Below are 24,560 nucleotides of genomic sequence, written 5' to 3'. Positions count from 1 at the left end.
AATCTCTTAAAAAGTGTGGAATTTTTGTAAGTTCTCTCGATTTGAGACAGATACAGACCGAAGTCTGGAACTCCATTTTCGTTCAATACTGTCTTTTTATTCTTCTAGAAAAGGAGAGTGCTATGAAAGCTTTCGTTAATAAAAAATCTTTGTTGGTGTTAATCACAGTTTTAGGCGTTTGTGTACAAGGCATGGCTCAGGAAGAAGGGCAGAAATCTCGGGAAGAAATTCGCGCGATTATGGAGAAATGTTTTGAGTCTGCGGGTATGGAAAAGCCAGAGCAAGGACAACGTCCCATTGCTCCGACCGATGAGCAAAGACAAATTGTCGATGCCTGTTTGAAAGAGAACAACGTGCAACCACCACCACACCGCGGTGGGGGTCATCACAGACGGGATGCAGCTTCTACAAACGCTGTTCAGTAAGAGCGAAACAAAGAGAAAAACGATTCGATTTTTAAGCTGCCTGAGAGGGCAGCTCTTTTTTTGTCTCAGCCTGAGACTTGTTAATAATTTCGACACCCCCATGCGCAAGAATGGCTCTGTCTCACAGTGAAAAGCCTAAGCCGCCCTATATTTGAGCACAGCTGGCACAAGCACTGCTCTCTATGAAAGTAGAAACAGGAGGCACTATGGGCTTCAGCGATAAAAAATTCGAAATTTCAATGGCGGCTTTGATCTTGGTCATGCTGGTTGGGATGGGTTATGTTTTTAAAAGCCCTGTTCAAAAGATGGTGAATGGTGAGTTCACTTTCGAAATGCCTCGTCCAAAAGCTTTCTTCGCATCACTTTTTGATCTGGGCGGCCGTGAAGTATCACGCACTTACATCAATCCTTTCGATAAAAAGAAAGACGATAAGCCCGTAGCAGCTGCAGATACGAAAAAAGCTCCACCAGCTCCACCTGCAAAAGCAGCTCAAGCAAAAAAAGCTCCGGAAAAGAAAAAAGACGCCGAGAAGAAACCTTCAGTTGAAGTAAACGTGGTGCAAAATTCTCCAAAAGAAGGCCTCGCGGGTGAAGGCTCTGCACCTGCTGACAGATCTGCAAAAGCAAACGGCGATTCTGGCCCAAATCAAAATACAGCAGCAGCTGATGCCGAAAAAGAAAAGAACAAAATGGCCGCCGACCAATGGCGCGCTCTTTTGAATGCACAACCAACCAAAGAAAACGTGCAAAAGATGGCGGCAGCGATGACAGCAGGCGAATTGGATGAGTCTTCTTACCTTTCAATCGCCACGGACCTTATCCGCAGCAACAATGCACAAACTCAGAAATTGGGTGTGTACGCTTTGACATTCTCTTATAAAGCTCAAGCTTTCGGAATTGCATCTCAGTACTATGATCAATTGCAACCGGAAGCAAAAACAGATGCTCACGCTTACTTGGTTTCTTATGCAACAACAGGCAAGCTTGGTATCCTGGCAGGAGCCCTGCAAAGCTCCAATGCAGCAGTTGTTGAAATCGCAGCGCAAGTTGTAATCGAGGGTTATAAAAAAGCTCAATCAAACGGTGGCGCCTCTGATCCACGTGATTCACGCGGTGACGTGAAATCTTCTGGTGGTGTGGCGAACTACAGTCAGTTTGTTCCAATCTTCCAACGTCTTGCGCAAAGCTCAGACTCAGCAATCGCACAACTTGCGGGCTCCGCATTAAGTCAAATCCAAGTCTCTGTCGCAGCTCTTTAAAACTAGACAGCGCACAGCTTTTACTATGAAAATAGGGGCATGAAATTCAGCCCCTTTTTTATTTCTTTGCTTATCGCCGTGTTCGCTTCCTGCGCACAGGCAGCCATTGTGTTGCCGCGAGATTTATCAGACGCCGATCAAAGAAGAGCGCTGGAAATTTTGGGATTTGGGACCGCTGGTAAAATTCTCGGCAACCCTTATCCACTGGGCGGTTATTCGGGGATTGAAGTGGGCTTGTCTTCAGAATATGTGCCTATTGATGACCTCGCCAGCCTGGGCAGCACGACTCAAGACAAAGGCGAACTCAATTACTACACGCTGACTTTCAGTAAAGGTCTTTACTACAACGTCGATACGCAAGTTTATTTCACGCCGTTTGTTCAAGGTGACAATGTTTCCAGTTACGGGGGACAGATTCGTTGGGGCTTTTACGAAGCTTCATTTTTCCCGATTTCTTTTTCAGCGATGATTCAGGGTGGGGGAGCGAACTTTAGCAATCTTATCAATGTGACCACTATCGGAGCTGACTTGTTAGCGACGGTGAACATTGAAAACTTGGCCCTTTATTTTGGCGGCGGCCGAGTGCGTGCGATCGGTAAATTTATCGGTGGCCCGGGTGGTATTACTGATAACGGCGAAACGACAGAGCAAGACTCGGTTGAAGATCACGGAGTTTTTGGTGTGAACATCCGCTTTAACAAATTCTTTGTCGCATTCGAAATCGATCGCTACAGCGATTCCGTCTATTCTGGCAAATTGGGGATGAGATTTTAATTACTTGTTCTCAGGCAACTGAGATTTTTCGATGATCTTAGTCGTTGAACGACCATCGACGAAATTCAGAGAACGAACCTGTCCGCCATAAGACATCACAAAAGGGGCGCCGACGATTTGATCAATTTTCCAGTCGCCACCTTTAACGAGCACATCTGGTTTTACAAGCTCAATCAATTTAATTGGAGTGTCTTCCGTAAAAATCACCGTAAAATCCGTGCAACCCAAGGCCGCCAGAATTTCAGCGCGATCATTTTCATTTTGGATAGGACGATTTGGACCTTTAAGGCGTTTCACACTGGCATCTGAATTCACACCGATCACTAAGGCATCACCTTGAGCACGGGCTTCTTGCAAATAGCGAACGTGACCAATGTGAAGAAGGTCAAAGACACCATTTGTGAAAACGATTTTTTTACCGGCAGCTTTTAAAGGGGCAAGGGCCGCTTCAATATCAGCAAAAGAGGAAACGCGGCCCATGAGGAACTACACCTTTTTATGAAGGCGAGCGCCCGTGATAGCGCCCGCAAGATCTTTATTCAGGATCAAAGACAGAAGAGGGAATACGATAAAACCAGTCGCGATTACAAGTGCGCTACGACCGACTACTTTCAATGCATAAGCTGCCGAGTTTGTTTCCTCGGGACGACCAATGCGTTGATCAAATGCCCATTCTCCAGGCGTTGAACCCATAAAGATGCGATTGATAACAAGATAGATAAATGAAACGCCCGCAAACAAAGAAGCTGTCGCGATATAGATCATACCTGCTTCATCAGGGTTTGTGAGGTTGCCAATCAGGTCCACTTTCGTAATGACCAACAAAATGATCATGCACAGAAGGCTGCCCGCCAAAACCAACATGCCATCCAAGATCGATGCTGAAAAATTCCAACGAGTTGGAACATACTCATCCGCTTTTGGAGTCGCTGTGACTTTAGTTTTTGTGTTTTCGAAATCAAGACGGCGATTTTTTTGCAGAGTCTTTAAGATCTCGTCAACCGCAGTTGAGGAAGTCGATCCGTCGCCGCCCACTTCTGTCAAGCCACCAGGAGCGGCTGGAATTGCAGAAGCTGATTTTTTACGAGGAAGTGGTGGACGAAGAGGATCTGTTGAACCTTCATCAATCAATTCTAAATTTTGACTTTTAAAAAGCGCAGATGAAGAAGCGGTCTTTTCAGGTTGAGAAGACGCCTCAGATGAAGCGGAAGCTTTTTTCTTGTGAAAACCCAGACCATCCGTTAGGGGCTTAAACTCAAACTCTTCAAAGGGATCCATTCCCTCTCCTTTCAACACATCAGATCAAAGTCATACTTTAGGACGGACACCAAAGCCATGCAAGCCGTTTCCACCCGCAAAACTTGCGGTCCCAGGGTCACTGGATGAAGGCCTAGGTCCTGTAATTTTTGAACCTCTTGATGTGAAAATCCCCCTTCAGAACCCACGATAATCCAAATATCACGGATTGCTTGGGAATTTGGGGAACGAAGACTTTGTACGTAATTCTTGATGCTTAGAGTCGACGGACCCTCATAAGCAAATAGACCCGCAGCACCAGCCTCGCGGTTAATCAAAGACGAGAGATTATCAAACGTCATCGGCTCGTTGATTTTCATGAGGTCGCCACGGCCGGATTGTTGAGTCGCGGATTTCACGATTTTTTCCCACCGCTCGAACTTATTGTCAGAAAGCTTTTCGCCTTTACGGAGGAAGCTAAACTCGGAGAAAAAAGGCTGAATACTGGACACGCCAAGTTCAACAGCCTTCTCCATCACCGCATCCATTACTGGAAAGCGCGAAATAGAAAGTGCGATATGAAGGCGTGGCTCTTTGAGTTTTGGAATTTCACGTTCTTCCAAGACTTGCGCGGTCGCTGATTTTTTTGTGACTTGAGTGACCTCAACAAAGTAAGCCTTGCTATCTTCGGTGAGAACTTCGAATTTCGAGCCGACTTCTTGGCGACAGACATCAAAGATATGATGGAATACGTCGCCCGTGAAGTTTACCTGATTTTGGAAGAGATCTTTTTTCTCAATCCAATATCGTCTCATGAACGCACCCAGTATCCGACCCATTCGTCTTTTTGCAAACGACGAACCACAGTCAGGCCAGAGCCTTCGATAAAGTTTTCGAAGAAGTGATTGTCACGTTCTTCCAAAATTCCAGTCAGAAGCATGTGTCCGCCTGGTTTTAAAACTTTCATGAGGTCTTTCTTAATTTTGATCAAAACGCCGTCAATGATGTTTGCAACAACCACGTCGTATGTGGAGTGGATATCTTCGATTTGTGTTTCAGGAACGTCGATGACTTCAAGTTTGTTCAACTTCACATTATCGCGAGCCACACGGCGAGCTTCAGGATCAATCTCGATACCTGTCACCAAGCCAAAGCCACTCATTTGTGCGAGCATTGCCAGGATTGCAGTTCCTGTGCCCACATCCAGCATTGCCCATTCCGCAATTTGTTGTGGATACTGTTGCGCCATTTTGTGAATAAAGTGTGCCATCATTTGCGTTGTTGCATGAGTGCCCGTCCCGAATGCCATTCCTGGATCGATATAAATCGGATGCTTGCATTCTTCAGGAGGAGTGAGCCAAGAAGGCACAACCCAGAAGTCGCCCACAAGACGGAAAGGTTTGAATCCCTTTTTCCATTCTTCGAGCCAGTCTTTGTTTTCTTCTTCGTTTACTTGCCACTGAATGCTGGGAGCAACCGAACGTAAGCCGTCGAAAAATTCTTGCGCGGGTTTTTCTGGGAAAAACACATCGAGATCATGATCACGCTTGTACAAAATTTTTGGATCGTAAGTGAGATCGGGTTGGGAAAAGGAAAGGGCTTCTGTCACTCCCGTGGCCCCGCAGCCGAAACTGTGCTGTGTAATAGCGTCTTCTAGATCTGCGGGAACGTGGCTTAGGCGAATACGAAAATAAGAATTATCACTCATGGGTGGAGGTGTTACCAGAATCCCCCACTTTTTCAAGCTTTTCCCCTTGGGACGGAGCTGCTGCCAGAGCTTCCTGAGCCTTCGCTTCAGGCGCCTTTGCGACCAGTGTAGGACTTACAGGGGCCGTGGCTTTTTCAGAGGCAGGGGCGGGGCCTGCGGTGCCTGTTGTTGTGACAACAACCCCAGTCGCCGTGGTCTCTGTGACCTCGCTGACTTTGCGTTTTTTAGGCTTGGAAGTGTCGATAAACGAACCCTTCGTTTCAATGCGATCGCCGGTCATAATTCCGATTTGCTCAAGCATTGGCAGCTCATCTCTGGAAAGAAGCGTGAACTCGCGAGCAACAGCGATGTTGTCATAGACGGCGATGATTTTAAGTTGTCCTACGGGAACTTGAATTTCCCCAAAGGCATTAGCACCACTGGCATCGCGAATATTGAGTTTGCGAACGGCGGTGACGACCATGTTTTTCTTGAGACCGGAGGCGCCAGCACCACCGAGATAGAAATCTTTGTAGACAGTGTCCTCTTCGCTCAGGGTGATGTTGCGACGAACATCAATAACAGCCAATTCTCCTGCATAAGAATTTTGAGCCAGGCCAAAAAGTATAAGACCGATTGCGATCGTGAACTTCATAAAAAACCCTTCCATGGTTTTTAAAATAAGTTTCTTCAATCAAGTTATCGGCTGTCTTATTTTGAAACTTAAATTCCTCGGGCGAAGGTCTAGTTCAGTCGTTTGAAAACATCCGAATCTTCGAGGATGAAGACGAGGAAGCAGAGGCTTTACGTAATTCAGTCTCGAGCTTGAGAGCAAGATTTCCGGCGCTAGACTTAACGAGGTAAGCAGGTTTTTCTTTTGAGCCGTGACGGGTGATTTTCTTTCCTTTAATCGTTTTCGTAACGGATTCAAAAAAAACTTCTTCGACAGTTCCATGGATAGAGCTGCCGGCCCACGCCCATTCTACTTTTGAGTTCTTTTTAAAGTTTGCCATGAGGCCTATAGTGCCTGAAGTTTTTCTCTGAAACCAGCGTCGTTTTAATGGGAATGCCGACCGTCAAGACAAGCGACAAAAGGATAATTTTTACTCTCAGTTTGTTTGCAAGAAGGCTGATTTATGGTGCCTTTGAAAGCCTATTGAGAACCGCAAGCGGTTGCCTTGACGGGGCCAGGAAAACAAGATTAATTCCAGGCCTTGTGAGGTACTTATGAAGGCTCTTGTTTTGTTCGTTCTGGTTTCGACTCTTTCTTTCGCGGCATCTGCAGTGACGTTGAATGTGGTTTCAACTCGCAGCCAAGCAAAAATGCAGCCGGTGTTGGATTTGTTTAAGAAAGAAAATCCAGGCGTTGATTTCACCTGGGTCAAAGGGGCGAACTGGGATTTGATCGCCGAACTTGAAAAAATTGGGGCTTCTGGGCAAGCGGATATCTATCTCACAAAAGATCTCACTTACATGAATGAAGCCGCAGAAAAAGGCCTTCTAGCGAAAATCAAGTCTGATGTTGTTCGCAAAAATATTCCAGCATTCATGATCGAACCAGATATGCAATGGGTGGGCTTGGCACTTCGTTCTCGCACGATCGCTTACAATCCTTCACTTGTTTCTCCGGAAGAGCTTGGCACTTACGAAGACCTTGCAGATCCAGCTTGGCAAACTCGCATGTGCCTTCGCACGTCACTTAGTTGCTACAGCGTTGCTTTCACAGCAAGCCTTATCCATCACGATGGCGAAGCGAAAACGGTTGATACTTTGAAGGGTTGGGTCGCGAACACAGCTATTGATCCAACAATCGGGGACGAATTGCTCTTGCAATCGATCGATGCCGGCATCTGTGGTGCCGGTGTTCTGAATACGCACTATTTCGTTCAACAGCTGAAAGCCAATCCTAAATTGAACGCAAAGATCTTCTTTGCGAATCAAAAAACGACGGGCGCTCATATGAACGGTTCGGGCATTGCGATCTTGAAGACTTCCAAAAATCAAGAAATCGCGACAAAGTTTGTTGAATTCATGACTCGCACTGATGTGCAAACGATGTTCGCAAAACAAGATATGGAATATCCAGGAAACGCAGCTGCTGAAACTCCAAAAGAGTTGCAGGCTCTTGGCACATTTAAACGTGACGAGACTTCATGGGCTGAGATTGGCAAATATCTTAAAAAAGCTCGCGAGCTTTTCATTGAGGCTGACTACCAATAGTATTACGATCGAGGGATGAGCACATCCCTCGATATTCTGATCCCGGTCAGGCCGCATCCGGCCTTTCATGGCTTTCTGCCGATTTGTTTAGAATCCATTCTTGAGAACGTTCAAGAAAATATTCGAGATATCATTTTAGTAGGTCATCCTGATCTGACTCTGCATTCGTCCTATCCGTTTCACGACAAAGTTAGGTTCATCGATGAAGAGGATGCGCGCAGAACAATTGAACAGAAATCTGCAGTGTCTTGGAGCTCTCTTGGTGCTCTTCATCCTATTTGGATGTGGCAGCAAATTTTAAAACTGCATAGTTATTATTTTTCTGATGCTGATCATATCTTGGTTGTAGATGCGGATCTTTGCTTCTTAAAGCCCGTAAGGTTCCGAGAAAATGGAAAATATAATTTCTATCTCGAAAATGAATATCATGCTCCTTATTTTAAAACGATTGAACAGCTGACTGGATTCGCTAAGAAGGTGGAATCAAGCTTTATCGCGGATCATTTGTTATTTGATCGTAGAATCTTGCAAGAAATGTTGGGTTTTATTGAAGGTCGAACTGGTGAATCATTTTTGGTAGCTTTGAATCGTGTTTTAGAAAGCGGAGTTGACGATCAGTCGACGAACTTAAGTGAGTACGAGCTTTATGGAACTTACCTCAGTCATCAACATCCTGAACTGATGGGCACACTTGAGGTTAATCCCGTAAAAGGACTTCCGCATTTTTATATGCCTTCGGCGTCCGACTGGAGCTATTCTAAAATTCGCGAAACGCTCGTTCATCCATACCCATTTATGCCGATGATTGCGGAACACAAAGAGGCCCTGGAACCCGAGCCTCTGACGGTCAAAAAGCTTCATCAGTGGCGCTAGCTTTGGCGCAGGTTTTCCGCAAAGTATTCTTTTAGATTTTCGGTGATTAGAGTGTGGATACTTCGATAATAAGGCTGAACATAGAATTGCAGATAGACGGGGACCACGAGTTTTTTTTTGGGCTCAATGATCTCCAGATCCTTTTCATTTTCTATCAAGTGCAAGGGTAAAACGGCTTTGCCATAGCCATTTTTGACTCCGTCGATAAGGCCGTAGACATCATCGAGATAGCGCATTGTTGTCGGTTTAAAGGACATTTTGTTTTGAGTGAAATAGCCTTTTGTCGTCGAATCGTTTTCGTCGTGATCTAAAAAGATATTGTTGTCAGTATGTTTTTTCGACGTCACCAAAACGTTGTCTTCATATCCTAGAAAAACATTTTCGATATCAGCTGTCTGGGACTTCGTATTGGTGAGGATATAATCCACTTCGGTGCGTCGGAGGAGGTCAAAAAGGTCATGCAGCTCTTTGGTCATCAGCTCCACTGAAAGCATTGGATTTTTCACCATCAGCTTTCTGAGGGCCGGAATAACAAGGGATCGGTTGACGGAAGAAAAGCCACCAATGCGAATAACACCAGCGACTTCGGTTTTAGATCCCTTCAGGCGCGCGATCAACTCAGACTCTGCCTGGTCATTGAGCTGACAAAAGCGCAGGACTTGTTCACCGGCTTCAGTTAGGCGAATAGAGGTGCGGTCGCGAATAAATAATGTCGTCTCGAGGTCTTCTTCAAGCTTTGCAATTCGCTGCGAGAGAGCCGATTGCGTGACATGCAGGGCTTCAGCAGCACGTGTGAAATTCGAAAGCTTAGCGACGGTATAAAAGGCTTCAAGCTGGGCGGCATTTGTTTTCATGCCATTAGAATAACTAATTGTGCGTTCAACACAATTAGTTTTACTTACATTTGAAAAATCGGTAGGGACTAGAAAACAGAGAAGATCGTGCTTACGTTCATCGTCACACTTTCCCAAGTCATATAGGCTGGGTAGAAAGTGAAGTACGGATTGATATAAACGTCACGAGCCGCAGCCCAACCCATGCCGACCTTTTGATTGATCGATTTATTGAGCAAAGCAAAGTTATCGGTGCGGGCGCGGGGATTCCAAAACGCCATGTTTGATGACGTCACGAAGCTGAGTTTGTCAGAGAAGTTGTATTTGACGTTGGGATTGAATTCCAAAGTATAGCGAGGTGCCTTGCCATCTTTAGTTTCGTATTCTTTATCGTACAAGAAGTAACCAGCCGCCATATCAACGCCGACAGCGAAACCACTGGGACCCAAGTCATAAACGATCGAGTGGTTGTCATAGATCATGCCGTATTGGCCGATTTTCTTAAATTCTGGGATCGTTCTATACACCAATCCTGGCGCATTCTTCATTTGCATGTCCCACACGCGCATTGAGTAATCGTAGGTCAAAGACGGATTGCTCATATCGGTGCGTTCAGCGCCATGGAACGGATGAATGGCTTTGATACCCGTTGAAACGCCCACAGAGCTTTTTGAGTTCAAGCGATAGCGAAGTCCCATCGAACCGCCCAAAGCTGTTTGGAAGCTTCCAACAGAACCATCTGGATTTGGTTGGTCTGGAGCAGAGAGGTCACCCATAGTTGGGCCTGTGTAGGTCAAATTGAATTTCAGGCTAAAGCGAGACAATGACCCGGCATCGGCTTTCAATTTCGCATCTGTGATCTCTGTATTTTCCTGGAACTGTTTATTGATGCTGGACTCTTTAATAACTTCAGCCGGAGCCACAGATGATGTGCTGGCTTGCGTGCTTTGAGCTTGCACAAGAGGAGCGCCAAGAAGAACTGCAAGAAGGAGTGAGAATTTATTCATAAGTTAAGCCCTCGGGTTTCAAATACACAGCTTTGGAGCCGAAGCGTTTTAGCTGTTCTTGGCTATGAGTGATCACAACCAAGTGTCTTGTGCCTTGAAGCACCCATTGGTTCAAATAATTTTCAATAAAACCCGTTCGTTGAGAATCAAGTGAGGATGTCGGTTCGTCTAAAAACAGCGTCTGTGGCTCTAATTGCAGGCTGCGGATAAGGTGTACCAATTGGCCCTCGCCGCCAGAGAGGGTTGTAGCACTTTTCTTAAGATAATCTTCATTCAGGCCAAAGCTATTAAGGAGATTTTTAACCTTTGTCGAATCGTAGGTTCTTTCCTTGTATGCTTTAAATTGGAAAGGCCATTGTAGGTTCTCTTCGACCGTGCCTGGAACGAAATGAGCTTTTTGATGGATGTAGTGAATTGATTCTTCGGTCGGATGCATTTCGATCTGGGATTTAGCTTTGATGTTTTCACGGATGTGAATGTCATCAAGACCTGTCATCGATTTTAAAAGACGACTTTTGCCTGACCCTGAGGGGCCACTTAAAATTAGTTTCTCACCTGGCTTTTGGGCAAATGACCAAGTCGGTGCGTGCTGAGTCAGCCAAGACGGCATAAAATAGAAATGGTTGAGCGTCAGCGCGATCAAAGTTCCAATCATCGCCGTCACCAGAATCAAAAACATCACTAGAATTTGAAAGCGGGCCGCAGTTAAAGGATCAACACCACCAATAAGTTGACCGGCCATCACGCCTGGTAAGCTGACGAGTCCGACAATCGTCATTCCATTTAGCGTTGGAGTCAGAGAGCCACGCAAAAGATCACGGTAAATACGGTGAGCAGCCTCAAAGTGAGTTGCGCCCAAGGCCTTAAAGGTTTCAATTTCTAAAATATTCTCAGCACGAACGCGTTCCAAATTCACGAGGGCCAGAGAAATACCCGAGAGGGCATTTCCCATAAGAACTCCCATAAAGGGAACAAAGAATGCGGCTTGGATTAGAGCGGAACTGTGAAAGAAAACTTCAAGACTGAGATAGCCGAGTGGCCAAACGCTTCCCAATAGAGAAAGAAAAGCCACGCCGTAAATTTTAAAAGACTTTTGCTTCAGACGAGACGTCACAGCTTGTGCTGCTACCAACGTCATAAAAAGCAGAACCAAAGCGTTTAGAAGCGCTGATTCACCTTTTAGGATCCAACGGAGGATGTATCCAACCGCAATCAACTGAACTGTCGTGCGGATGGAAGCGATAAAGAAGTCTTTTTCTAAATCAAAGCGAAGAAAATTTGAAATGCCAATAGCGATCAAAATCAGAACAGAAGCCATGGCAATTTGCAGATTGCCAAAGTCCTGTGCATAAAGAGAACTTACGGACACAAGTCCCCCTGAAAGATTTTATCAAGGCCAATGGATTTGGAACCTTTGAAGAATGCGATATCGAATTGACTGCGGATTTGGGAAAGCTCAGTACGAGCTGACTTTGAATCAGAGAAGATATGTGTGTTTTCAGATGGAAATCCCAAAGATTTAAGTGTCTCTACGATTGTGACGGCATCTTCGCCAATGACAGCCACATTCGTCGTTGGCGAAAAGATTTTAAATATCAGCTCGGCAACTTGGCTGTGTTTTTCTTGAGAGCTTGCACCAAGCTCTAACATTGAGCCTAAAACCAACAATGACTTCTTACTCTTAGCCAAGTTCGCGAATTCTTTTAGACCGGCAGCCATGCTTTCTGGACTCGCATTAAAGGCATCATCAATTGCAGGTGTGCCTTGCCAATCAAAAGATTGGAATCGACGGCTGACACCTTTAAAGGCAGCAAGTCCGAGCTTAATTTTATCCAGAGGAATTTCAAGAGCGAGAGCCAAGGCCACTGCGGCGGCAACGTTACGTTCTTTCTCGCATGTCATAAACGGGCAGTGGAACGAAACCTCTAAACCGCGCACGGCTAATTTCACCGTATCGGCGTTGCTTTCGAGAATACGAACACTGCTGTGGGAGGCAAATCCAAAAGTGATGACCTGTTTGTGCGCTTTCAACGCTTCAGCCATGATCATTTCGCTACAGGTTGGAACTACGAGAATTTGCGCCGATGGAGTAAAGAGTCCTGAGAGTTTTTCTTTACAGAGTTTTTCTTGCGAACCAAATTCACCAACATGGGCAGAGCCGATATTGAGTAATGCCACAACTGATGGTTGTAAGTAAGAAAGAGGGATTTCAAAATCACCGACGCGGCGAGCGCCCATTTCGAAACTTGCGACTTCGCAGGATTCCGGCAACCGCAAGATCTGAGTCGCTAGGGCAATCTTGGTATTTAAGTTTGCCGGGCTCATAAAGTGCGTTTCAGGATGAGAAGCGCGGATGATTGAACCTAAGAGTTCTTTAACTGTCGTCTTGCCATTGCTGCCAGTCACGACAGCGATTTTTGTTTTAAGTAAAGGACGTTTGAGTTGTGCGAGCTTAAAAAGATATTGGCGTAAATCGGGCACTTCCGAAACGGAATATCCAGCAGGCACTTGTTCGCCGGATTGAATGGTCACTCCGACAGCACCTTTTTGGAAGGCTTCCGAAATCAAAGAGTGTTGATTTACTTCTTTGATCGTCATTGGCAAAAACCAATCCCCTGCTTGGATCTTCGAGACATCAGTCTGAATGATATCAAACGGAGGATGTTGCATAATTAAACTCTAAATTCGCTACGAGATTTCAAGACTTCTTTAAGAGATTGAGTTTTTTGATAAAGCTCAATCATATCGTCTGCTGGGGTTTTACCTGTCAAAACGCGTTTCTTAAAGACTTCCAAAGCTTTCGGGTTAAAGCCCCATTGAGAAAGCACAGCAGGGGCTTTTTCAAGAAGTTCCGTGGCGCGTTCTTTCATATCTTCAGCCGCCAAACCATGGCGAGCGACTTGGCCCAGATCATAGATGCGAGTTTGTTTTGAAGCGCGACCTTGAAGTGACTCATCTAGAACCAACGCTAAGAACGTCAAAAATTGGGCTTCGATTTCTTCCAAAGAGTTTGGCATATCGAAAACTTTGAATTCGTAGCGGTTCTTTTCAGTTGGGTGGAACTCAATTGGAGGCGCAATATAGCTGCGTTTGTGCATACGGAAACTTTTTCCGAAACCTTCTTTAAGGCCCCAAAGGTTGCCATCGACAAATGGAGAAGCCACGCTCAACGCAGACAGGGCTGGGCCATAGTAGTTGATCTTCGCTTCGAGATCTTCATCACTCACCATTGCTGCCAAGTTTTCAGGAAGGCTGACGTTGATATCGGGACCGAAAGTCGTCATCACTTCCATCGACCATTGCCAATAATCGTGACGACGTTTGTTTTGCGGGCCAGAGAATTTAGAGTGAATAGGATGGTGAGACAAGCACACCAAATCAAAGTTGTGCGCGTTCATCGCAGCTCTGAGGCGCGTGTAAAGTGTGCTGTGAACTTGCAAAACATGTTCAAGGCTGTCGCAAACAGGCGTTCTGATTTCAACACCTTTCGGGAGAATTTCTTTTGCGCCAAAATCCATATCTGGAAGGTGATAACCTTCAACTACGAAAGGCATCAGTTTCGTTTGTGGTGGCTCAAGATCCAAACCATCACAAGAAGGAATACCTTCCAAAGAAACACTTTCAAAAATTCCGTTCAAGAGTTCAAAAGTCAAATCTTGGTGCCAAAGAGGAGTGAAGTCGTCTTTCTTAACAACGAGGTATTCCGACTCTAGGCCAAAGCGAAAGCCTTTTGCGAAATTCATTTTTTCTTCTTGAGAGAACTGCGAAAACTTCATAACCAAATCCCTTTAAGCCTTTTTCCTGCGAACCCAGTAAGGCTGAACAAAAATAACGACACCTGATACTAATAAAAAGAAAACTCCAAGAGCGCTTGGGAAAAAGATCCCATAGCGAATCATCGGGCCAAAGTAAGCGCCCTCATGCAAAGCCACTAAAGTTGAAAAACGGCGGATGCCTTTGCCAGTGACTTGTCCTGTGGCACCGTCAATTTGCAATTCCCACTGAGTGGTCTTAGCGCGCAAACGGATGTTGCCAGCAGCAGGGCGAATATCGATCTGCGAAACGTCTTTCCAAGATTGAATCTGAGCTTCGGGAACACTTTTCGCGGCTTCCAAGATTTGATCAAAGCTAACAGTCAGATTTGTTTTTACCGGGGCGTACTCAGGTTGCACCCAAGTATTAAAACCACGAGTCGCCAAGATAATCCCCGTGACCAAAGTGATCACGAAAGGAAGAGTGATAACGATTGAGACCCAGCGGTGATATTTACGCATCATTCGAAACATGAAGAGGGTATACTTCAGGAGGGCGCTCTTAGGAAAGTAAAGCATCGCGAATAGAAATAATGAAAATCAAGTGAGTCTGTTTTTCATTCTGAGGAGCACTCTTTTTCATTCGAGAAATTGATAAATCACAAAGCCGCAAAAAAACTGTCGAGTTTTTAAACGATCCTGAATCTTCTATAGTGCGATGGATTTGATTTGAGAGGAATCTTGAAAGCTAAGTGAGAAAAAGAAACCCGGCGTCTTGGAGGGGCCGGGCTTCTCGGGGCAAACAAATAATACTATTGTTGTTCGCAAGTCGCGTGGCTTTCACAGAAGAAACCGTTTCTTCTTGAACCCGCACGGCAGGCGCGTTGTGCATTGTTCGAAGCTTCAAGGCGAGTGGCACCGGTTCCAGAGAATTGACCGTCAAATGAAGACTCAACAACACAATAAAAGCGCTCGCTCACTGATGAGCCTGCCAAGATTCTCTCTGCGTAAGTGATACGTTCTTCGGCATTTTTGAGATTACGACCGATAGAACTCTGAAGAGGGCGAGGAATAAGCGCGCGGATCGAACTGATTTCGGATTTTGCGATTTGAAGCTGAGAGAGCGCTTCTTGTTGTTGCTCGTAAGTTACACCGGCGTGAGCAGATTGAGCAGCAATTACGAGGATAAGGGCAGTCATCAGTTTTTTCATGGGAAACTCCTTTGGTTAGGTTTGTTACGCATGATAAATACAGATTGTTAAACCTTCGTCCCATGAACTTCTCTGAACTTTTCAAGAATGAAAATGACAAGTCTGTCGAGTTTATTGACAGTCGTGAAGCTTCTACCTGGTTTTGATTTCAAACGTATCAGAAAACGATCGTCACTTGCAATTCAGGGGTATTTTCTCGATTGCGGGCTTCAAGACGCAACTCTGTTTTTAGGACATCAAACGAGAATCCGACTCCATAATCCCAGATCATTTCACCGGTCGTGGTTTTTAAAAGATAGCGGCCGTCAAGGAGACTTCTCCACGTGGAACCCTTGCTCATCAAAAGAAGTTCTCCTCCCAAATAAGGTTCAGCGGTATCAGCAAGTTGATAGTTTTCGCTGACTGCCATCAGGGTGCTGCGAGTTCCATCAAAGAAATTAAAGTCATAACTGTAACCAAAGCCCAAATTAAAATAAGGTGAGAGTTTCGGTAAGGTTCCGACGTCAACTTGCCATGAGACGGGAGTATCAAGTTCATTGATGGGAGATGTTGAGAGCATTTTCAATAAAACAAGTTGAGAAAGGTCAAGACTTGGCTTCTCGCTGAAATAGCGAAACTCGGCACTCAGAACTTCAAGGTGTGAAAATGGAATGCTGCCACTGTCTTGTGAAAGCAGATCATGAAAGGCTCTGCGATATTTCAAGCGGTAGAATTCGTTTTCGTCAAAATTTCCATAGCCGAAATAAAAGCTTCGTGAGTCGGGACTTACTAGTGGTGAGATCTTTTTGATTTGCGAGCTATCCGTTTGCACTCCCAAACGAGCCCGCGCGACGGAGAGATTGTATTTCGCATCTTTGGAGTCGCGGCGATGGCGATAGTCTTGAATTGATAAGTAGCGAAGGGAGGCGTCAAGAACTTCCACCTGTTCCTCGGTCGAAAACCCCTCAAGGACTTTCATATCCTGAGACTCTGTCAGTGTCTTCATCGCGTTCTTCTGTGAGCGATTGAGGTGGCGATAAGATTCTCTCCACTCACTTTGCAACGACAATCTCAGGCGCTCTTTTGAAAGCAGGTGGTTTTCTTCCAGCGCTTTTAAGGTATCTAGGGGAATGGTTGAATCACGAAACTGTGAGCTGAGATCTAAATCAGGCCTTGCAACCTCAATCAACTCTAAAATTTGTCGAGAGCAGTTGTCTTTTAAAAAGAAATATTCGGCATAGCTACTATCAAGCTCTAGCAAGTGATCGATGATGGCTTCGACTTGCTCAGGAGTGAGATTCAGTTTGTATTCCCAAAGATCGCGCCCTTCAAGATTCGTGTATTCACGCATTTTTTGATGATAGGGAAGCATTGAATAAGATCCCGGATAAAATCCAAACAGACCTTTGAGAGCAAATAGGGCTCCGTCGTCTTCGCCAGTTGAGGCAGCGTAGTTAATTCCATAATCCAAAAGATCCAGGTTCTGAATATTTTTGGGATTATGAGCTCGCAAAAACGTATGACCAAAACTAGAGCCCAAGCTGTTGAGATCTGCGGAAGCAAAGATAATGTAAATCTCCTGAGCGCCTAGCTGATTTTTCCATGTTTCGAGTTCAGGACAGGGGTGAAAAGACTCTACCGGAATTTCCAAAACCTTTTTTAGCCAGGCTGTGCGTGCGGGATAACGACATTGCTCGTCGGGTTTACTTAATAAGAGTTCGATAGATGCTTTCAGCTCTGCTGCAGGATCATTGAATCCTTCCGGAGAAATAAAAAGTTTTCCACGAAACGGGGATTCGTAGTTTCCAAAAAGACTTTTACGATAATGCCCCAGCCGTAACCATTCGGAGGAAGTTGCGAGATTCTTGTGCTCAGCGGTTTTTTGATAGTGAGAAATAGACTCAGAAGAAAAGCCCCACAGAGAAAGTGGGGCGAAGATAATAGCTATAAAAACAATCTTAAGAGCCATGGCACAATTGTGCCAGATCACCTTGCGATGTCATTTCATTATTCAAATTTTTCACCATGTCAGCTGCTGATGTTGAAGCCGATGGAAAAATTCTGGTATAAGAGCTTTGCGTAAATTGACCGAAAGCTTTTTGTGCCCCTTTAGAAGAGCAACCTTTCATTTGTGCCAATGTCGCCAATTTTTCACCGTGACCTTGTGCCATCTCACGGGAAAGATCTTCTTGGTTTACTTCAACAAAGTATTGGACTTCTTTATCATTCATCACAAGACCGCGCGAAGAGCAGCCCGAAGTTCCAGACGTGATACCCAAAGGCTGAGTGAAGAAGAAAGAGTTTGTAGTCATAGAAAGAAGTTGCAAACCTTTTGTATTCTTTTGAATGATGATGCTTCCCAAGCCACAACCAGAGTCGCCCGCAAAAACATTTGCACCCGAAAGCAAAATAGCCAAAACGATCCACTTTTTCATGAAGTCTCCTGTGTTTAGTTTTTTAAATTTTTGCTTATTTGCGGAGGAACTTCAAACGAACGTGCATTATGGCTAGTCGTAGAGCCAGAATTGACAGTTTCTTGTTCTAAATGTGTTCGCGACGTTAAAACGACTGAGACTCTATCGAGTCTCAGTCGTTTCGTCACCGCCATTGGCGCGAGCGACTTTAGGACCTTTCGGTTGCGGGACGGCCACCATTTGCTGATAGATCATTTGATAATTACGCATGACCTTTGAGCCATAGATACCATTCAAAAGCGTCCGTTCGTCTTCACCGACGCTTGCGATATCACGAGCGACTCGTCGCACGTTTTTGGGTCCCATATTGTAAGCGGGCACATAGTGATGCGCGCGGCTTTCAAACTGCGATCTCAAATACGAAAAATAGGCGATGCCAATTTTAACATTCGCAATCGGATCATAAAGAGTGTTCGGTCCGTTCCAAGGAATGTTGTACTTCTTGGCTATCCATTCTCCAGTTTGCGGGAGAATTTGCATTAAACCAATTTCGCCAGAAGTTCCTTTGGCGTAGGTATTAAACTGGCTCTCTGTTTGAATAATCGCGAGCACAAAAATGGGATCCATGTCCCGAGATTTAGATTCACGGATCAGCTCTTTGGTGAGCTGTGGAATCCATCTTGTCCATTCTTTCGCTAAAGAGGCTTCAAGTTTCTTAAAGACCAAATAATTAAGATCGCGTTGACCTTCCAGGCTTTGCGCGACACTGCCGATGTAATGGCTGCCTAAGAGTTCTTGTGCTTGATCCTTCCGGGCGTTTTCGTCAATCGCCGGCATGTTCAAAGTTGAGAATTCAACTGGAGTCATATTTTGATAGAACACCAGCAGAAAGAAGCCACCAACAAACGTACTTATAAGTGCGGATCTTTTACTTCTAAACATAGTGTATTCTCTATCGGCATGAAAATCCGTGAGACAGAGAATCAATTTGAATCAGTGCGGGTTTATTCTGAGTTTATTTAGCTTTGGCAAAATTAAAAATAATGCCAATTTTGACACGTTCTAAGAATGAGAATTCGCGATTTTTCTCTTTTATAGCATTAAACTTGCGATCACAAGGAAGTGAAAAACAGCAGCGATAATCACCATGAGATGAAAGATCTCGTGATAACCAAAAACCTTCGGCCATGGGTTTGGTTTCTTAAATGCATAGACCAAAGCGCCCAGCGTATAGATCACGCCACCTACGAGAATCAACACCACATTTGTGGTTCCCAGGGCTGCATTAAGTTCCGGAAGGTAAGGGAAAGCCAGCCATCCCATAACCACGTACAAGATTGCAGCGAGCCACTTCGGAGCATTCACCCAAAAGACAGACTGGATAATTCCTATGAGCGCTGCTATCCAAATAATCGTTAGAAGATTTGTTCCTGCTGGCTCTTGAAGTGCGAGCAAACAAAGCGGAGTGCCGGTCCCAGCGATCATAATAAAAATCGCAGCATGATCAAGGCGTCGCATCCATGCGCGCGGCCCCGGGCTCCACTGCGGTCGATGATAAAGCGCGCTGATCCCAAATAACGTCACAACGCTCAGCGAATAAATCACCATCGCAATTGCTTCCCGTGCATTATGCGATTGCGAGATTAACATCGCACACGCACCCAACGCAAAAAAGAAAGCCGCTTGATGAAAATGTCCTCGCAAAAGAGGTTTTACAATTTGAGGAACTTGCTCGTCCGCCATGCGTACCAGCATAGGCCGAGCTGAAATGTCAGGCAAGTTTCTGTTGTGAAACTATTTAAGCCCAAGGAAATAAATCAAATTGAACTTGATAAACTTCTTCCGCCGGAGCATCGGCCACCAGCTTCTCGACTTTTTTTAAAAATTCAACAAAGTGGTGCTGAATCTGTAATCGAGTTGCATCGTCTGCCGTGAAGGTCGCTAAAAACGAGTACCCGTTAGAGCCAATACTCTGGGTGCGATGCAGGGCTTGACTGCGCATCAAACTTTGTTGTGGACCACAAAGCGGTGAGGACTTTTGCAGATGCAGTTGGTCTTTTAAAACTGAGTACACGCCGTTTTTAAATTCAATGATGTGCAGGTCTTCGAGAGTCTTCAAAATTGCCGAGAGTTTTTCAGGAGCCAGCTGCGTTTTATCTGCTAACGCCAAAGGATTTTTGCGCCACTTTGGAATCGTCAAATACATGTGAATAATTTGCGCCCAAGGATCCAAATAGTAAGCGCTCAGATCCTGGGCTTCGTGCACTAGCTTTTTGGCATTGCGATTTTCACTCGGGGACAATTTCGTTTCTTGAAAAGCGGAGATTTCTTTTTGCAATTCATCCTTGCGCTCTTTCAATGAGGTGCGCGCCAGAGCTAAGAGCATCTTTAAATAGTTCTCTTCATCGGAGTTTAATTTTAAACGTGCGCACGCAAGATAGAGTTGATCTTCGCTGAGATCCGCATTGCCATTAAGAACTTTCGAGAGATAGGGGCTTTGCACACGAATGGCTTCCGCAAGGTCTTGATTGGTGATTTTTTCACCCCTCGAGTTCAGTCGCTCGAGGGCCCAACGGAGGCATTTTCGATAGTCTGTTGTTTTAAAAAATTCCATATTTCTGTATACTTACATAAAGTTTCCTAAAAGGAAATATTATTGCAATTATTTCTTTCATTTTAATTAAAATCACGAATCTTGTGTGCGAAAACTCTCTTCATGTTAAGAAGGAGGTCCTTATGAGACTTATTAAGACACTGATCGTAGCGTTCGCAATTTGTCCATTTTTAGCCCAAGCATACGGTGGCATGACCAGTAGTGGGGGCGATAACAAAAATCTCGCATGGGAAAGCGCCTGGTTTTTGGGTGAAGCTCCGGTTTCCTACTGCATCGAAATAGCTCCAACGGAAAAGTTAACGGCTGATCAAGCTAAACGTGATTTTGAATCTGTTGTTACAATTTGGAAGAAGTATTTCATCGAGCGTACTTCGGGCCGAGACAAACAGTACTTCCTCAATTTTAATTTTCAATTTGAAAGCTGTCGTCCAACGACGCTTCTCAAACTTTATGTTGGTGGCGATAATGCCGAGATAGCTAAGGCCAAAGCTCTTTATCAAAATCCGTTTTCAATCGCTTATCGAAGCGAGTACGACATGAATTCAGCAATGGGTAGGGGCTTTATTTGGTTTGCACCAAAAGGCTCCGTTTTTCCAAACGGATTTCCTGATTGGTCATTGCCGTACACATTCCACGGAATGCTTTTGCACGAAATGGGACATGTTTTCGGATGCGGGCACGTCGAAGGAACTATCATGGAAGAAAACTTGATTTCAAAATTGCAGACGGGCCAGTGGGAAGGAGATAGATGGGCTGCCGGTGGTAAGATGTATATGACTAACATTGATCACCATCAAATTTTGCTTCTCAAGGATTCCACAAATCTTTCAATGAAAGGTGAGATTCATCCAGATTTTACCGGCCAAGAGCCTCGTCGCGTATTCGAACTGCTAGTGGGTCGTAAGGCTCAAGGTCAAATCGAAGTTGAAGCGGTTAAGACAGGTTACCAAATGGAGCTGTTCTACAAAGACGACTTGGGAAAGACTTCGTTCAAGCTGAATTTACATCCGGATTTTGCGAGTCAGTTCGCTCTTGGCGGCCAAGTGTTTCGTTCAATGAGAACTATTAGCGCAACTGAACAAGGCGGGTTTAGCTACAAACCGACGGGCTATTCTTATACGACGTCACTTACCACTACTAAAGGCAAAACCTACGTAGCCTCTGTTGCAATCAATAGCGATGATCTAGGGCGCCCGATCGAAGTGAAGTTCTTTGATGGTAAGAATATGGTTACAGCATTCCGCGCCGATCTCTGGCTCACTCACGGAATTAAATAGAGTTTCTTACCGAGAGTTTGCTTAATGCGAACTCTCGGTTTCATTTCAAATTATTGAGCAGAATGGATGGCGTCGCGCTTGCGCAGAGTGTTTGAAACAAGAGCACCTAAAATAATCAAAGCTCCAATGATCTGTTGAATCTCTAAACGCTCGCCAAAAATCACAGCCCCCAAGATCGCAGCCGTCACAGGCTCAATCATCATCAAGAGTGCCACTTCATTAGACTTCAGTTTTTGCAAAGCCGCGAGTTCAAGCGACAACGGAATCACCGTACAAATAATCGCAAGACCAATCACCGCGGTCGCAGCGCTCGTTGGGAGTTCCATCGCATGCGACATTGAGGGTTGGTGAAATACACAAAGAGCTAAAGCGCCAAACGTAATAACATACAGAGCAGAAGAAACAGGTCTGACATCTTTCTGTAAACGACCCGAGAGCATCACGTAGATCGCGTAACTAATCGCCGCGCCAATACCTGCAGCAACCGCCCACATATCTTTGATCTCAATATGCCCCCATAACAAAAGCACCAAACCAAAAGAAGCCGCCAGCAATGCCAAGAGTTCTTTACGAGTGACCTTGTCGTGAGTAAAGAAATGCGAAAACAAATTCACCCAGAACGGGTAGGTATATAAGAGTAACGCCGCTAGAGTGATCGAGAGCCCCTCGACAGCTTTAAAATATAAAGTCGAGAAAAAGGCGTATCCAAAAATCCCGAGCATCGCCGCGATAAATAACTGACGGCCTGTTAAACGCACCCATTGCGGGCGGAACAACAACAAGCCAATCCAAATTAAAATAGCGGCAAGAGTAAAACGATAAGAAAGAAGCTCACCGACGGAAAGGCCAGCACCATAGGCCATCTTTCCGAAGACTCCAAGGAAGCCAAAGCCCATGCTGGCGATCGAAATTTCAATCGTACCGCGCAGACGGGGGCTTATGTGTTTCATGATCTTTTAGATTTAGGAGCTGATTTAGGTGCAGCAGATCTTCCCGCTGGTTTTGCAGGAGCTGATTTAGTAGCTGCCGTTTTTGCTTTATAAGCTTGAACTTTACGAGAGCCAGACGGAGCACGTTTGCCACCAGGTCCGACTTTTTTCGCAGCCGCAGCTTGTGCGCGACCTTGATAAGTACGTTTTGTTTTTACTTCTTCTGGATCATCCGCCAAGAACACGCGCTCGGCAGTTTCAGGAGGCAAGAATGCAATTTCGCCAGTCTTCAAATTTCCAATACGCAGGCGACCAATCGCCACACGTTGAAGCTTCATCACGTCGAAACCGATTTTTTCAAACATCTGACGGATCTGACGGTTTTTACCCTCAGTGATCACGATTTTGAACCATTCGTACTTGTCCGATTTTTTATCGCCTTGTTTGTGAATGCGCTCAATGTGACGAGCCGACACTTTACCGCCGACGATCGAGACACCCTTTTTCAATTTTTCCAATTGATGAGGTTGAGGAGCGCCATCCAATTTAACCAAATAAGTTTTCGTCACTTCTTCTTTAGGATGTGCAACGCGATTTGCGAAATCACCGTCGTTTGTAAGAAGCAACAAACCTTCAGAGTCCCAATCCAGACGACCTACAGGGAACACGCGCGCAGGAACTTCGCTGAGGTATTCAGCAACAGTAGGACGATCCAAAGGATCTTCCATCGTTGTGAGAACGCCTTTTGGTTTATTGAAGATCAAATAAAGTTTTTGCGAAAGAGGTTTACGCAGAGGTTTGCCATCGACCAAAATGCGATCAGCTTCTGGATCAACTTTTACACCCAACTCGAACACCTTTTTACCATTTACGGTAACAAGGCCTTCTTCAATCATGCGATCTGCGTGACGACGAGAAGCGAGGCCGCTATCTGCGATTAGTTTATTAAGTCTAATTCTTTGAGAGGAGTTATCTTCAGACATTCTTCATCAGCCTCAGCTACTAGTGGTTGAGGGCTCAATATATCACTGATGAGGGCAGAAGACGAGAGGTTCTTATGAGCTGTCTCGTGAAGCGCGTGACGGAGGTCACGGATCAAGAGAGTCATGAGTTTATCTCCCAAAAACACGTTATCAAGGGCTGTTTCAGCCTTATTCAGAACGATATTCGCCCAATTGATGGCCTGAGAATCACCCTGTTGGACAAGGGCGCAAGTTCTCTCAAGTTCGCTCACAAGATCCCCATAGTAAGGATCCGTGCGACGATCGACAAAGAATTGCTCAAGGCGCTTGATCGGGAACAAAACGCGAGTTTGCTCTTGAAGCGGCTCGTTTTTCATTTCCTGTAATTTTTGGAAAACATATCCACGAAGAAGGGCGCCAGAAACTTTATCGCCGTTGATTTGGAATTGCGCCGTGATGTACGGAGCAACTTCAATACGGTGAGAGTGATGTGGACTCAATTCCAAGTTGTCGGTGTAGTAAAGAACCAAGTCTGTGCGAAGCGGTTCCAAACGGCCATTTCTGATTGTGAACTTGCGGTCGTAAGTGCGAACTTCGAGGGATTTATCTTCACGCAGAAGGATCGCGACCACGCGTTTGTTCTGATCCGGCAAAACACGGAACTTGTCTTTTTCACCGCAGAGGGTTTTAACGTATGAACTCACTGCGTCAATTAGGTCGGATTGATGTTCGATCTCAATCAACTGCATGTGTTGCGGAAAGCGGATGGGACTGACATCAAACTTCTGTTGGTAGAACTTATTGAAATTCGCCAACAAAAACTGAACTTCGTGACCTAATTGTTGCTTATTAGACGCCCAATGCGGGTAATCCATGCAGTAATTGAAGAAAAGTTCAATTAATTCAGGAGTGAGAACGTCTTCAGGATGAGGGAAACCGCGAAGGAAGTTGTAAAAGGACAAACGCGTCGGCGTGTTCTGAGGATTCAGATCCGATACGAATTTCAAAAGTTGTCCAACTTTAAGCATTTTTCAGGGCTTCCTTCTTCGCTGCTAAATTATGAACATTTGAAATTTTAGTCCAGAGAAAATATGATAGTGAGAATAGA

The 24,560-nt window shown here is 45.1% G+C and carries 26 protein-coding genes and 1 pseudogene; 6 read left to right on the top strand and 21 right to left on the bottom strand.

All coding sequences use genetic code 11. The features are described 5' to 3' along the window. The first annotated feature begins 122 nt into the window (after positions 1–122). From ACLWOR_RS04140 to ACLWOR_RS04130, 3 genes are all read left to right on the top strand, one after another. A complete protein-coding gene (locus ACLWOR_RS04140; RefSeq protein WP_413939406.1) occupies positions 123–425 on the top strand; it encodes a hypothetical protein in 303 nt (100 codons plus the stop codon). Between the two features lie 206 nt (positions 426–631). Then, positions 632–1,684, top strand: coding sequence for a hypothetical protein (locus tag ACLWOR_RS04135; protein WP_413939405.1), 1,053 nt, complete (start codon positions 632–634; stop codon positions 1,682–1,684). 39 nt (positions 1,685–1,723) lie between these two features. Continuing rightward, complete coding sequence (locus ACLWOR_RS04130; protein ID WP_413939404.1) at positions 1,724–2,458, top strand: hypothetical protein; 735 nt, start codon at positions 1,724–1,726, stop codon at positions 2,456–2,458. Here ACLWOR_RS04130 and rfaE2 read toward each other — a convergent pair. From rfaE2 to ACLWOR_RS04100, 6 genes and pseudogenes are all read right to left on the bottom strand, one after another. Beyond that, positions 2,459–2,887, bottom strand: a pseudogene (gene rfaE2, locus ACLWOR_RS04125) (D-glycero-beta-D-manno-heptose 1-phosphate adenylyltransferase); the annotation flags it as partial. It abuts the gene before it with no gap. 57 nt (positions 2,888–2,944) lie between these two features. Next, positions 2,945–3,736 (bottom strand): RDD family protein, encoded by a 792-nt coding sequence (locus ACLWOR_RS04120; RefSeq protein WP_413939403.1) that lies wholly within the window; start codon positions 3,734–3,736, stop codon positions 2,945–2,947. An 11-nt stretch (positions 3,737–3,747) separates the two neighbouring features. After that, positions 3,748–4,509 carry an RsmE family RNA methyltransferase gene (locus tag ACLWOR_RS04115; protein ID WP_413939402.1) on the bottom strand — a complete coding sequence of 254 codons (762 nt, stop codon included), beginning with the start codon at positions 4,507–4,509 and terminating at the stop codon, positions 3,748–3,750. Continuing rightward, positions 4,506–5,438, bottom strand: a complete 933-nt coding sequence (locus tag ACLWOR_RS04110) for a 50S ribosomal protein L11 methyltransferase (RefSeq protein ID WP_413939401.1) — start codon at positions 5,436–5,438, stop codon at positions 4,506–4,508. Before ACLWOR_RS04110 ends, ACLWOR_RS04115 begins: the two co-directional genes overlap by 4 nt. Continuing rightward, a complete protein-coding gene (locus ACLWOR_RS04105; RefSeq protein WP_413939400.1) occupies positions 5,395–6,036 on the bottom strand; it encodes a hypothetical protein in 642 nt (213 codons plus the stop codon). Before ACLWOR_RS04105 ends, ACLWOR_RS04110 begins: the two co-directional genes overlap by 44 nt. Before the next feature lie 94 nt (positions 6,037–6,130). Then, complete coding sequence (locus ACLWOR_RS04100; protein ID WP_413939399.1) at positions 6,131–6,394, bottom strand: DUF2945 domain-containing protein; 264 nt, start codon at positions 6,392–6,394, stop codon at positions 6,131–6,133. Positions 6,395–6,608: 214 nt separating this feature from the next. On the opposite strand from ACLWOR_RS04100, the gene ACLWOR_RS04095 reads away from it, so the two are divergent. Next, a complete protein-coding gene (locus ACLWOR_RS04095) occupies positions 6,609–7,601 on the top strand; it encodes an extracellular solute-binding protein (RefSeq protein WP_413939398.1) in 993 nt (330 codons plus the stop codon). A 15-nt stretch (positions 7,602–7,616) separates the two neighbouring features. Continuing rightward, complete coding sequence (locus ACLWOR_RS04090) at positions 7,617–8,474, top strand: DUF6492 family protein (RefSeq protein ID WP_413939397.1); 858 nt, start codon at positions 7,617–7,619, stop codon at positions 8,472–8,474. On the opposite strand, the gene ACLWOR_RS04085 is transcribed toward ACLWOR_RS04090, so the two are convergent. From ACLWOR_RS04085 to ACLWOR_RS04030, 12 genes are all read right to left on the bottom strand, one after another. Then, positions 8,471–9,328 carry a LysR family transcriptional regulator gene (locus tag ACLWOR_RS04085; RefSeq protein WP_413939396.1) on the bottom strand — a complete coding sequence of 286 codons (858 nt, stop codon included), beginning with the start codon at positions 9,326–9,328 and terminating at the stop codon, positions 8,471–8,473. The genes ACLWOR_RS04090 and ACLWOR_RS04085 overlap by 4 nt on opposite strands. A gap of 68 nt (positions 9,329–9,396) precedes the next feature. Continuing rightward, positions 9,397–10,314, bottom strand: a complete 918-nt coding sequence (locus tag ACLWOR_RS04080; RefSeq protein ID WP_413939395.1) for a hypothetical protein — start codon at positions 10,312–10,314, stop codon at positions 9,397–9,399. Further along, the gene (locus ACLWOR_RS04075) at positions 10,307–11,683 is read right to left on the bottom strand and encodes an ABC transporter permease (protein WP_413939394.1); all 1,377 of its coding nucleotides are present in this window, start codon (positions 11,681–11,683) and stop codon (positions 10,307–10,309) included. Before ACLWOR_RS04075 ends, ACLWOR_RS04080 begins: the two co-directional genes overlap by 8 nt. Further along, positions 11,674–12,984: a Mur ligase family protein gene (locus tag ACLWOR_RS04070; protein ID WP_413939393.1), complete on the bottom strand. Its 1,311-nt coding sequence runs from the start codon at positions 12,982–12,984 to the stop codon at positions 11,674–11,676. Before ACLWOR_RS04070 ends, ACLWOR_RS04075 begins: the two co-directional genes overlap by 10 nt. Positions 12,985–12,986: 2 nt before the next feature. Beyond that, positions 12,987–14,090 (bottom strand): glutamate-cysteine ligase family protein, encoded by a 1,104-nt coding sequence (locus ACLWOR_RS04065; RefSeq protein WP_413939392.1) that lies wholly within the window; start codon positions 14,088–14,090, stop codon positions 12,987–12,989. 12 nt (positions 14,091–14,102) lie between these two features. After that, positions 14,103–14,600 carry a PepSY domain-containing protein gene (locus ACLWOR_RS04060; protein WP_413939391.1) on the bottom strand — a complete coding sequence of 166 codons (498 nt, stop codon included), beginning with the start codon at positions 14,598–14,600 and terminating at the stop codon, positions 14,103–14,105. A 278-nt stretch (positions 14,601–14,878) separates the two neighbouring features. Continuing rightward, positions 14,879–15,277, bottom strand: a complete 399-nt coding sequence (locus tag ACLWOR_RS04055; RefSeq protein ID WP_413939390.1) for a hypothetical protein — start codon at positions 15,275–15,277, stop codon at positions 14,879–14,881. Positions 15,278–15,434: 157 nt separating this feature from the next. Continuing rightward, positions 15,435–17,225: a DUF4105 domain-containing protein gene (locus tag ACLWOR_RS04050; protein ID WP_413939389.1), complete on the bottom strand. Its 1,791-nt coding sequence runs from the start codon at positions 17,223–17,225 to the stop codon at positions 15,435–15,437. After that, positions 17,215–17,691, bottom strand: coding sequence for a DUF3015 family protein (locus ACLWOR_RS04045; RefSeq protein WP_413939388.1), 477 nt, complete (start codon positions 17,689–17,691; stop codon positions 17,215–17,217). The genes ACLWOR_RS04050 and ACLWOR_RS04045 overlap by 11 nt, the downstream gene beginning before the upstream one ends. A gap of 141 nt (positions 17,692–17,832) precedes the next feature. Further along, positions 17,833–18,612, bottom strand: coding sequence for a lytic transglycosylase domain-containing protein (locus ACLWOR_RS04040; protein ID WP_413939387.1), 780 nt, complete (start codon positions 18,610–18,612; stop codon positions 17,833–17,835). A 150-nt stretch (positions 18,613–18,762) separates the two neighbouring features. Further along, on the bottom strand, positions 18,763–19,425 hold the full coding sequence (gene trhA, locus ACLWOR_RS04035; protein WP_413939386.1) for a PAQR family membrane homeostasis protein TrhA: 663 nt from the start codon (positions 19,423–19,425) through the stop codon (positions 18,763–18,765). Positions 19,426–19,468: 43 nt separating this feature from the next. Next, on the bottom strand, positions 19,469–20,284 hold the full coding sequence (locus tag ACLWOR_RS04030) for a DUF4423 domain-containing protein (protein WP_413939385.1): 816 nt from the start codon (positions 20,282–20,284) through the stop codon (positions 19,469–19,471). Positions 20,285–20,406: 122 nt separating this feature from the next. Here ACLWOR_RS04030 and ACLWOR_RS04025 point away from each other — a divergent pair, with 122 nt between their 5' ends. Beyond that, complete coding sequence (locus ACLWOR_RS04025) at positions 20,407–21,561, top strand: hypothetical protein (RefSeq protein WP_413939384.1); 1,155 nt, start codon at positions 20,407–20,409, stop codon at positions 21,559–21,561. A 50-nt stretch (positions 21,562–21,611) separates the two neighbouring features. Here the strand turns inward: ACLWOR_RS04025 and ACLWOR_RS04020 are convergent, their stop codons facing one another. Genes ACLWOR_RS04020 through ACLWOR_RS04010 form a run of 3 tightly spaced genes read right to left on the bottom strand, consistent with a single transcriptional unit; the run spans position 21,612 to position 24,480 of the window. After that, the gene (locus ACLWOR_RS04020) at positions 21,612–22,511 is read right to left on the bottom strand and encodes an EamA family transporter (RefSeq protein ID WP_413939383.1); all 900 of its coding nucleotides are present in this window, start codon (positions 22,509–22,511) and stop codon (positions 21,612–21,614) included. Then, positions 22,508–23,473, bottom strand: a complete 966-nt coding sequence (locus ACLWOR_RS04015; RefSeq protein WP_413939382.1) for a pseudouridine synthase — start codon at positions 23,471–23,473, stop codon at positions 22,508–22,510. Before ACLWOR_RS04015 ends, ACLWOR_RS04020 begins: the two co-directional genes overlap by 4 nt. Further along, on the bottom strand, positions 23,428–24,480 hold the full coding sequence (locus ACLWOR_RS04010) for a hypothetical protein (protein ID WP_413939381.1): 1,053 nt from the start codon (positions 24,478–24,480) through the stop codon (positions 23,428–23,430). Before ACLWOR_RS04010 ends, ACLWOR_RS04015 begins: the two co-directional genes overlap by 46 nt. Between the last annotated feature and the right edge of the window lie 80 nt (positions 24,481–24,560).

Origin of the sequence: Bdellovibrio sp. HCB2-146 (genome assembly GCF_047345725.1) — a bacterium.
Classification (GTDB): domain Bacteria; phylum Bdellovibrionota; class Bdellovibrionia; order Bdellovibrionales; family Bdellovibrionaceae; genus Bdellovibrio.
This window is presented reverse-complemented; position numbering and strand designations above follow the sequence as displayed.

Bases quoted from the DNA above. Each gene is read 5' to 3' on its own strand.
- ACLWOR_RS04140 (WP_413939406.1), top strand. From the start codon at position 123: ATGAAAGCTTTCGTTAATAAAAAATCTTTGTTGGTGTTAATCACAGTT.
- ACLWOR_RS04135 (WP_413939405.1), top strand. From the start codon at position 632: ATGGGCTTCAGCGATAAAAAATTCGAAATTTCAATGGCGGCTTTGATC.
- ACLWOR_RS04130 (WP_413939404.1), top strand. From the start codon at position 1,724: ATGAAATTCAGCCCCTTTTTTATTTCTTTGCTTATCGCCGTGTTCGCT.
- ACLWOR_RS04120 (WP_413939403.1), bottom strand. From the start codon at position 3,736: ATGGATCCCTTTGAAGAGTTTGAGTTTAAGCCCCTAACGGATGGTCTG.
- ACLWOR_RS04115 (WP_413939402.1), bottom strand. From the start codon at position 4,509: ATGAGACGATATTGGATTGAGAAAAAAGATCTCTTCCAAAATCAGGTA.
- ACLWOR_RS04105 (WP_413939400.1), bottom strand. From the start codon at position 6,036: ATGAAGTTCACGATCGCAATCGGTCTTATACTTTTTGGCCTGGCTCAA.
- ACLWOR_RS04100 (WP_413939399.1), bottom strand. From the start codon at position 6,394: ATGGCAAACTTTAAAAAGAACTCAAAAGTAGAATGGGCGTGGGCCGGC.
- ACLWOR_RS04095 (WP_413939398.1), top strand. From the start codon at position 6,609: ATGAAGGCTCTTGTTTTGTTCGTTCTGGTTTCGACTCTTTCTTTCGCG.
- ACLWOR_RS04090 (WP_413939397.1), top strand. From the start codon at position 7,617: ATGAGCACATCCCTCGATATTCTGATCCCGGTCAGGCCGCATCCGGCC.
- ACLWOR_RS04085 (WP_413939396.1), bottom strand. From the start codon at position 9,328: ATGAAAACAAATGCCGCCCAGCTTGAAGCCTTTTATACCGTCGCTAAG.
- ACLWOR_RS04080 (WP_413939395.1), bottom strand. From the start codon at position 10,314: ATGAATAAATTCTCACTCCTTCTTGCAGTTCTTCTTGGCGCTCCTCTT.
- ACLWOR_RS04070 (WP_413939393.1), bottom strand. From the start codon at position 12,984: ATGCAACATCCTCCGTTTGATATCATTCAGACTGATGTCTCGAAGATC.
- ACLWOR_RS04065 (WP_413939392.1), bottom strand. From the start codon at position 14,090: ATGAAGTTTTCGCAGTTCTCTCAAGAAGAAAAAATGAATTTCGCAAAA.
- ACLWOR_RS04060 (WP_413939391.1), bottom strand. From the start codon at position 14,600: ATGTTTCGAATGATGCGTAAATATCACCGCTGGGTCTCAATCGTTATC.
- ACLWOR_RS04055 (WP_413939390.1), bottom strand. From the start codon at position 15,277: ATGAAAAAACTGATGACTGCCCTTATCCTCGTAATTGCTGCTCAATCT.
- ACLWOR_RS04050 (WP_413939389.1), bottom strand. From the start codon at position 17,225: ATGGCTCTTAAGATTGTTTTTATAGCTATTATCTTCGCCCCACTTTCT.
- ACLWOR_RS04045 (WP_413939388.1), bottom strand. From the start codon at position 17,691: ATGAAAAAGTGGATCGTTTTGGCTATTTTGCTTTCGGGTGCAAATGTT.
- ACLWOR_RS04040 (WP_413939387.1), bottom strand. From the start codon at position 18,612: ATGTTTAGAAGTAAAAGATCCGCACTTATAAGTACGTTTGTTGGTGGC.
- trhA (WP_413939386.1), bottom strand. From the start codon at position 19,425: ATGCTGGTACGCATGGCGGACGAGCAAGTTCCTCAAATTGTAAAACCT.
- ACLWOR_RS04030 (WP_413939385.1), bottom strand. From the start codon at position 20,284: ATGGAATTTTTTAAAACAACAGACTATCGAAAATGCCTCCGTTGGGCC.
- ACLWOR_RS04025 (WP_413939384.1), top strand. From the start codon at position 20,407: ATGAGACTTATTAAGACACTGATCGTAGCGTTCGCAATTTGTCCATTT.
- ACLWOR_RS04020 (WP_413939383.1), bottom strand. From the start codon at position 22,511: ATGAAACACATAAGCCCCCGTCTGCGCGGTACGATTGAAATTTCGATC.
- ACLWOR_RS04015 (WP_413939382.1), bottom strand. From the start codon at position 23,473: ATGTCTGAAGATAACTCCTCTCAAAGAATTAGACTTAATAAACTAATC.
- ACLWOR_RS04010 (WP_413939381.1), bottom strand. From the start codon at position 24,480: ATGCTTAAAGTTGGACAACTTTTGAAATTCGTATCGGATCTGAATCCT.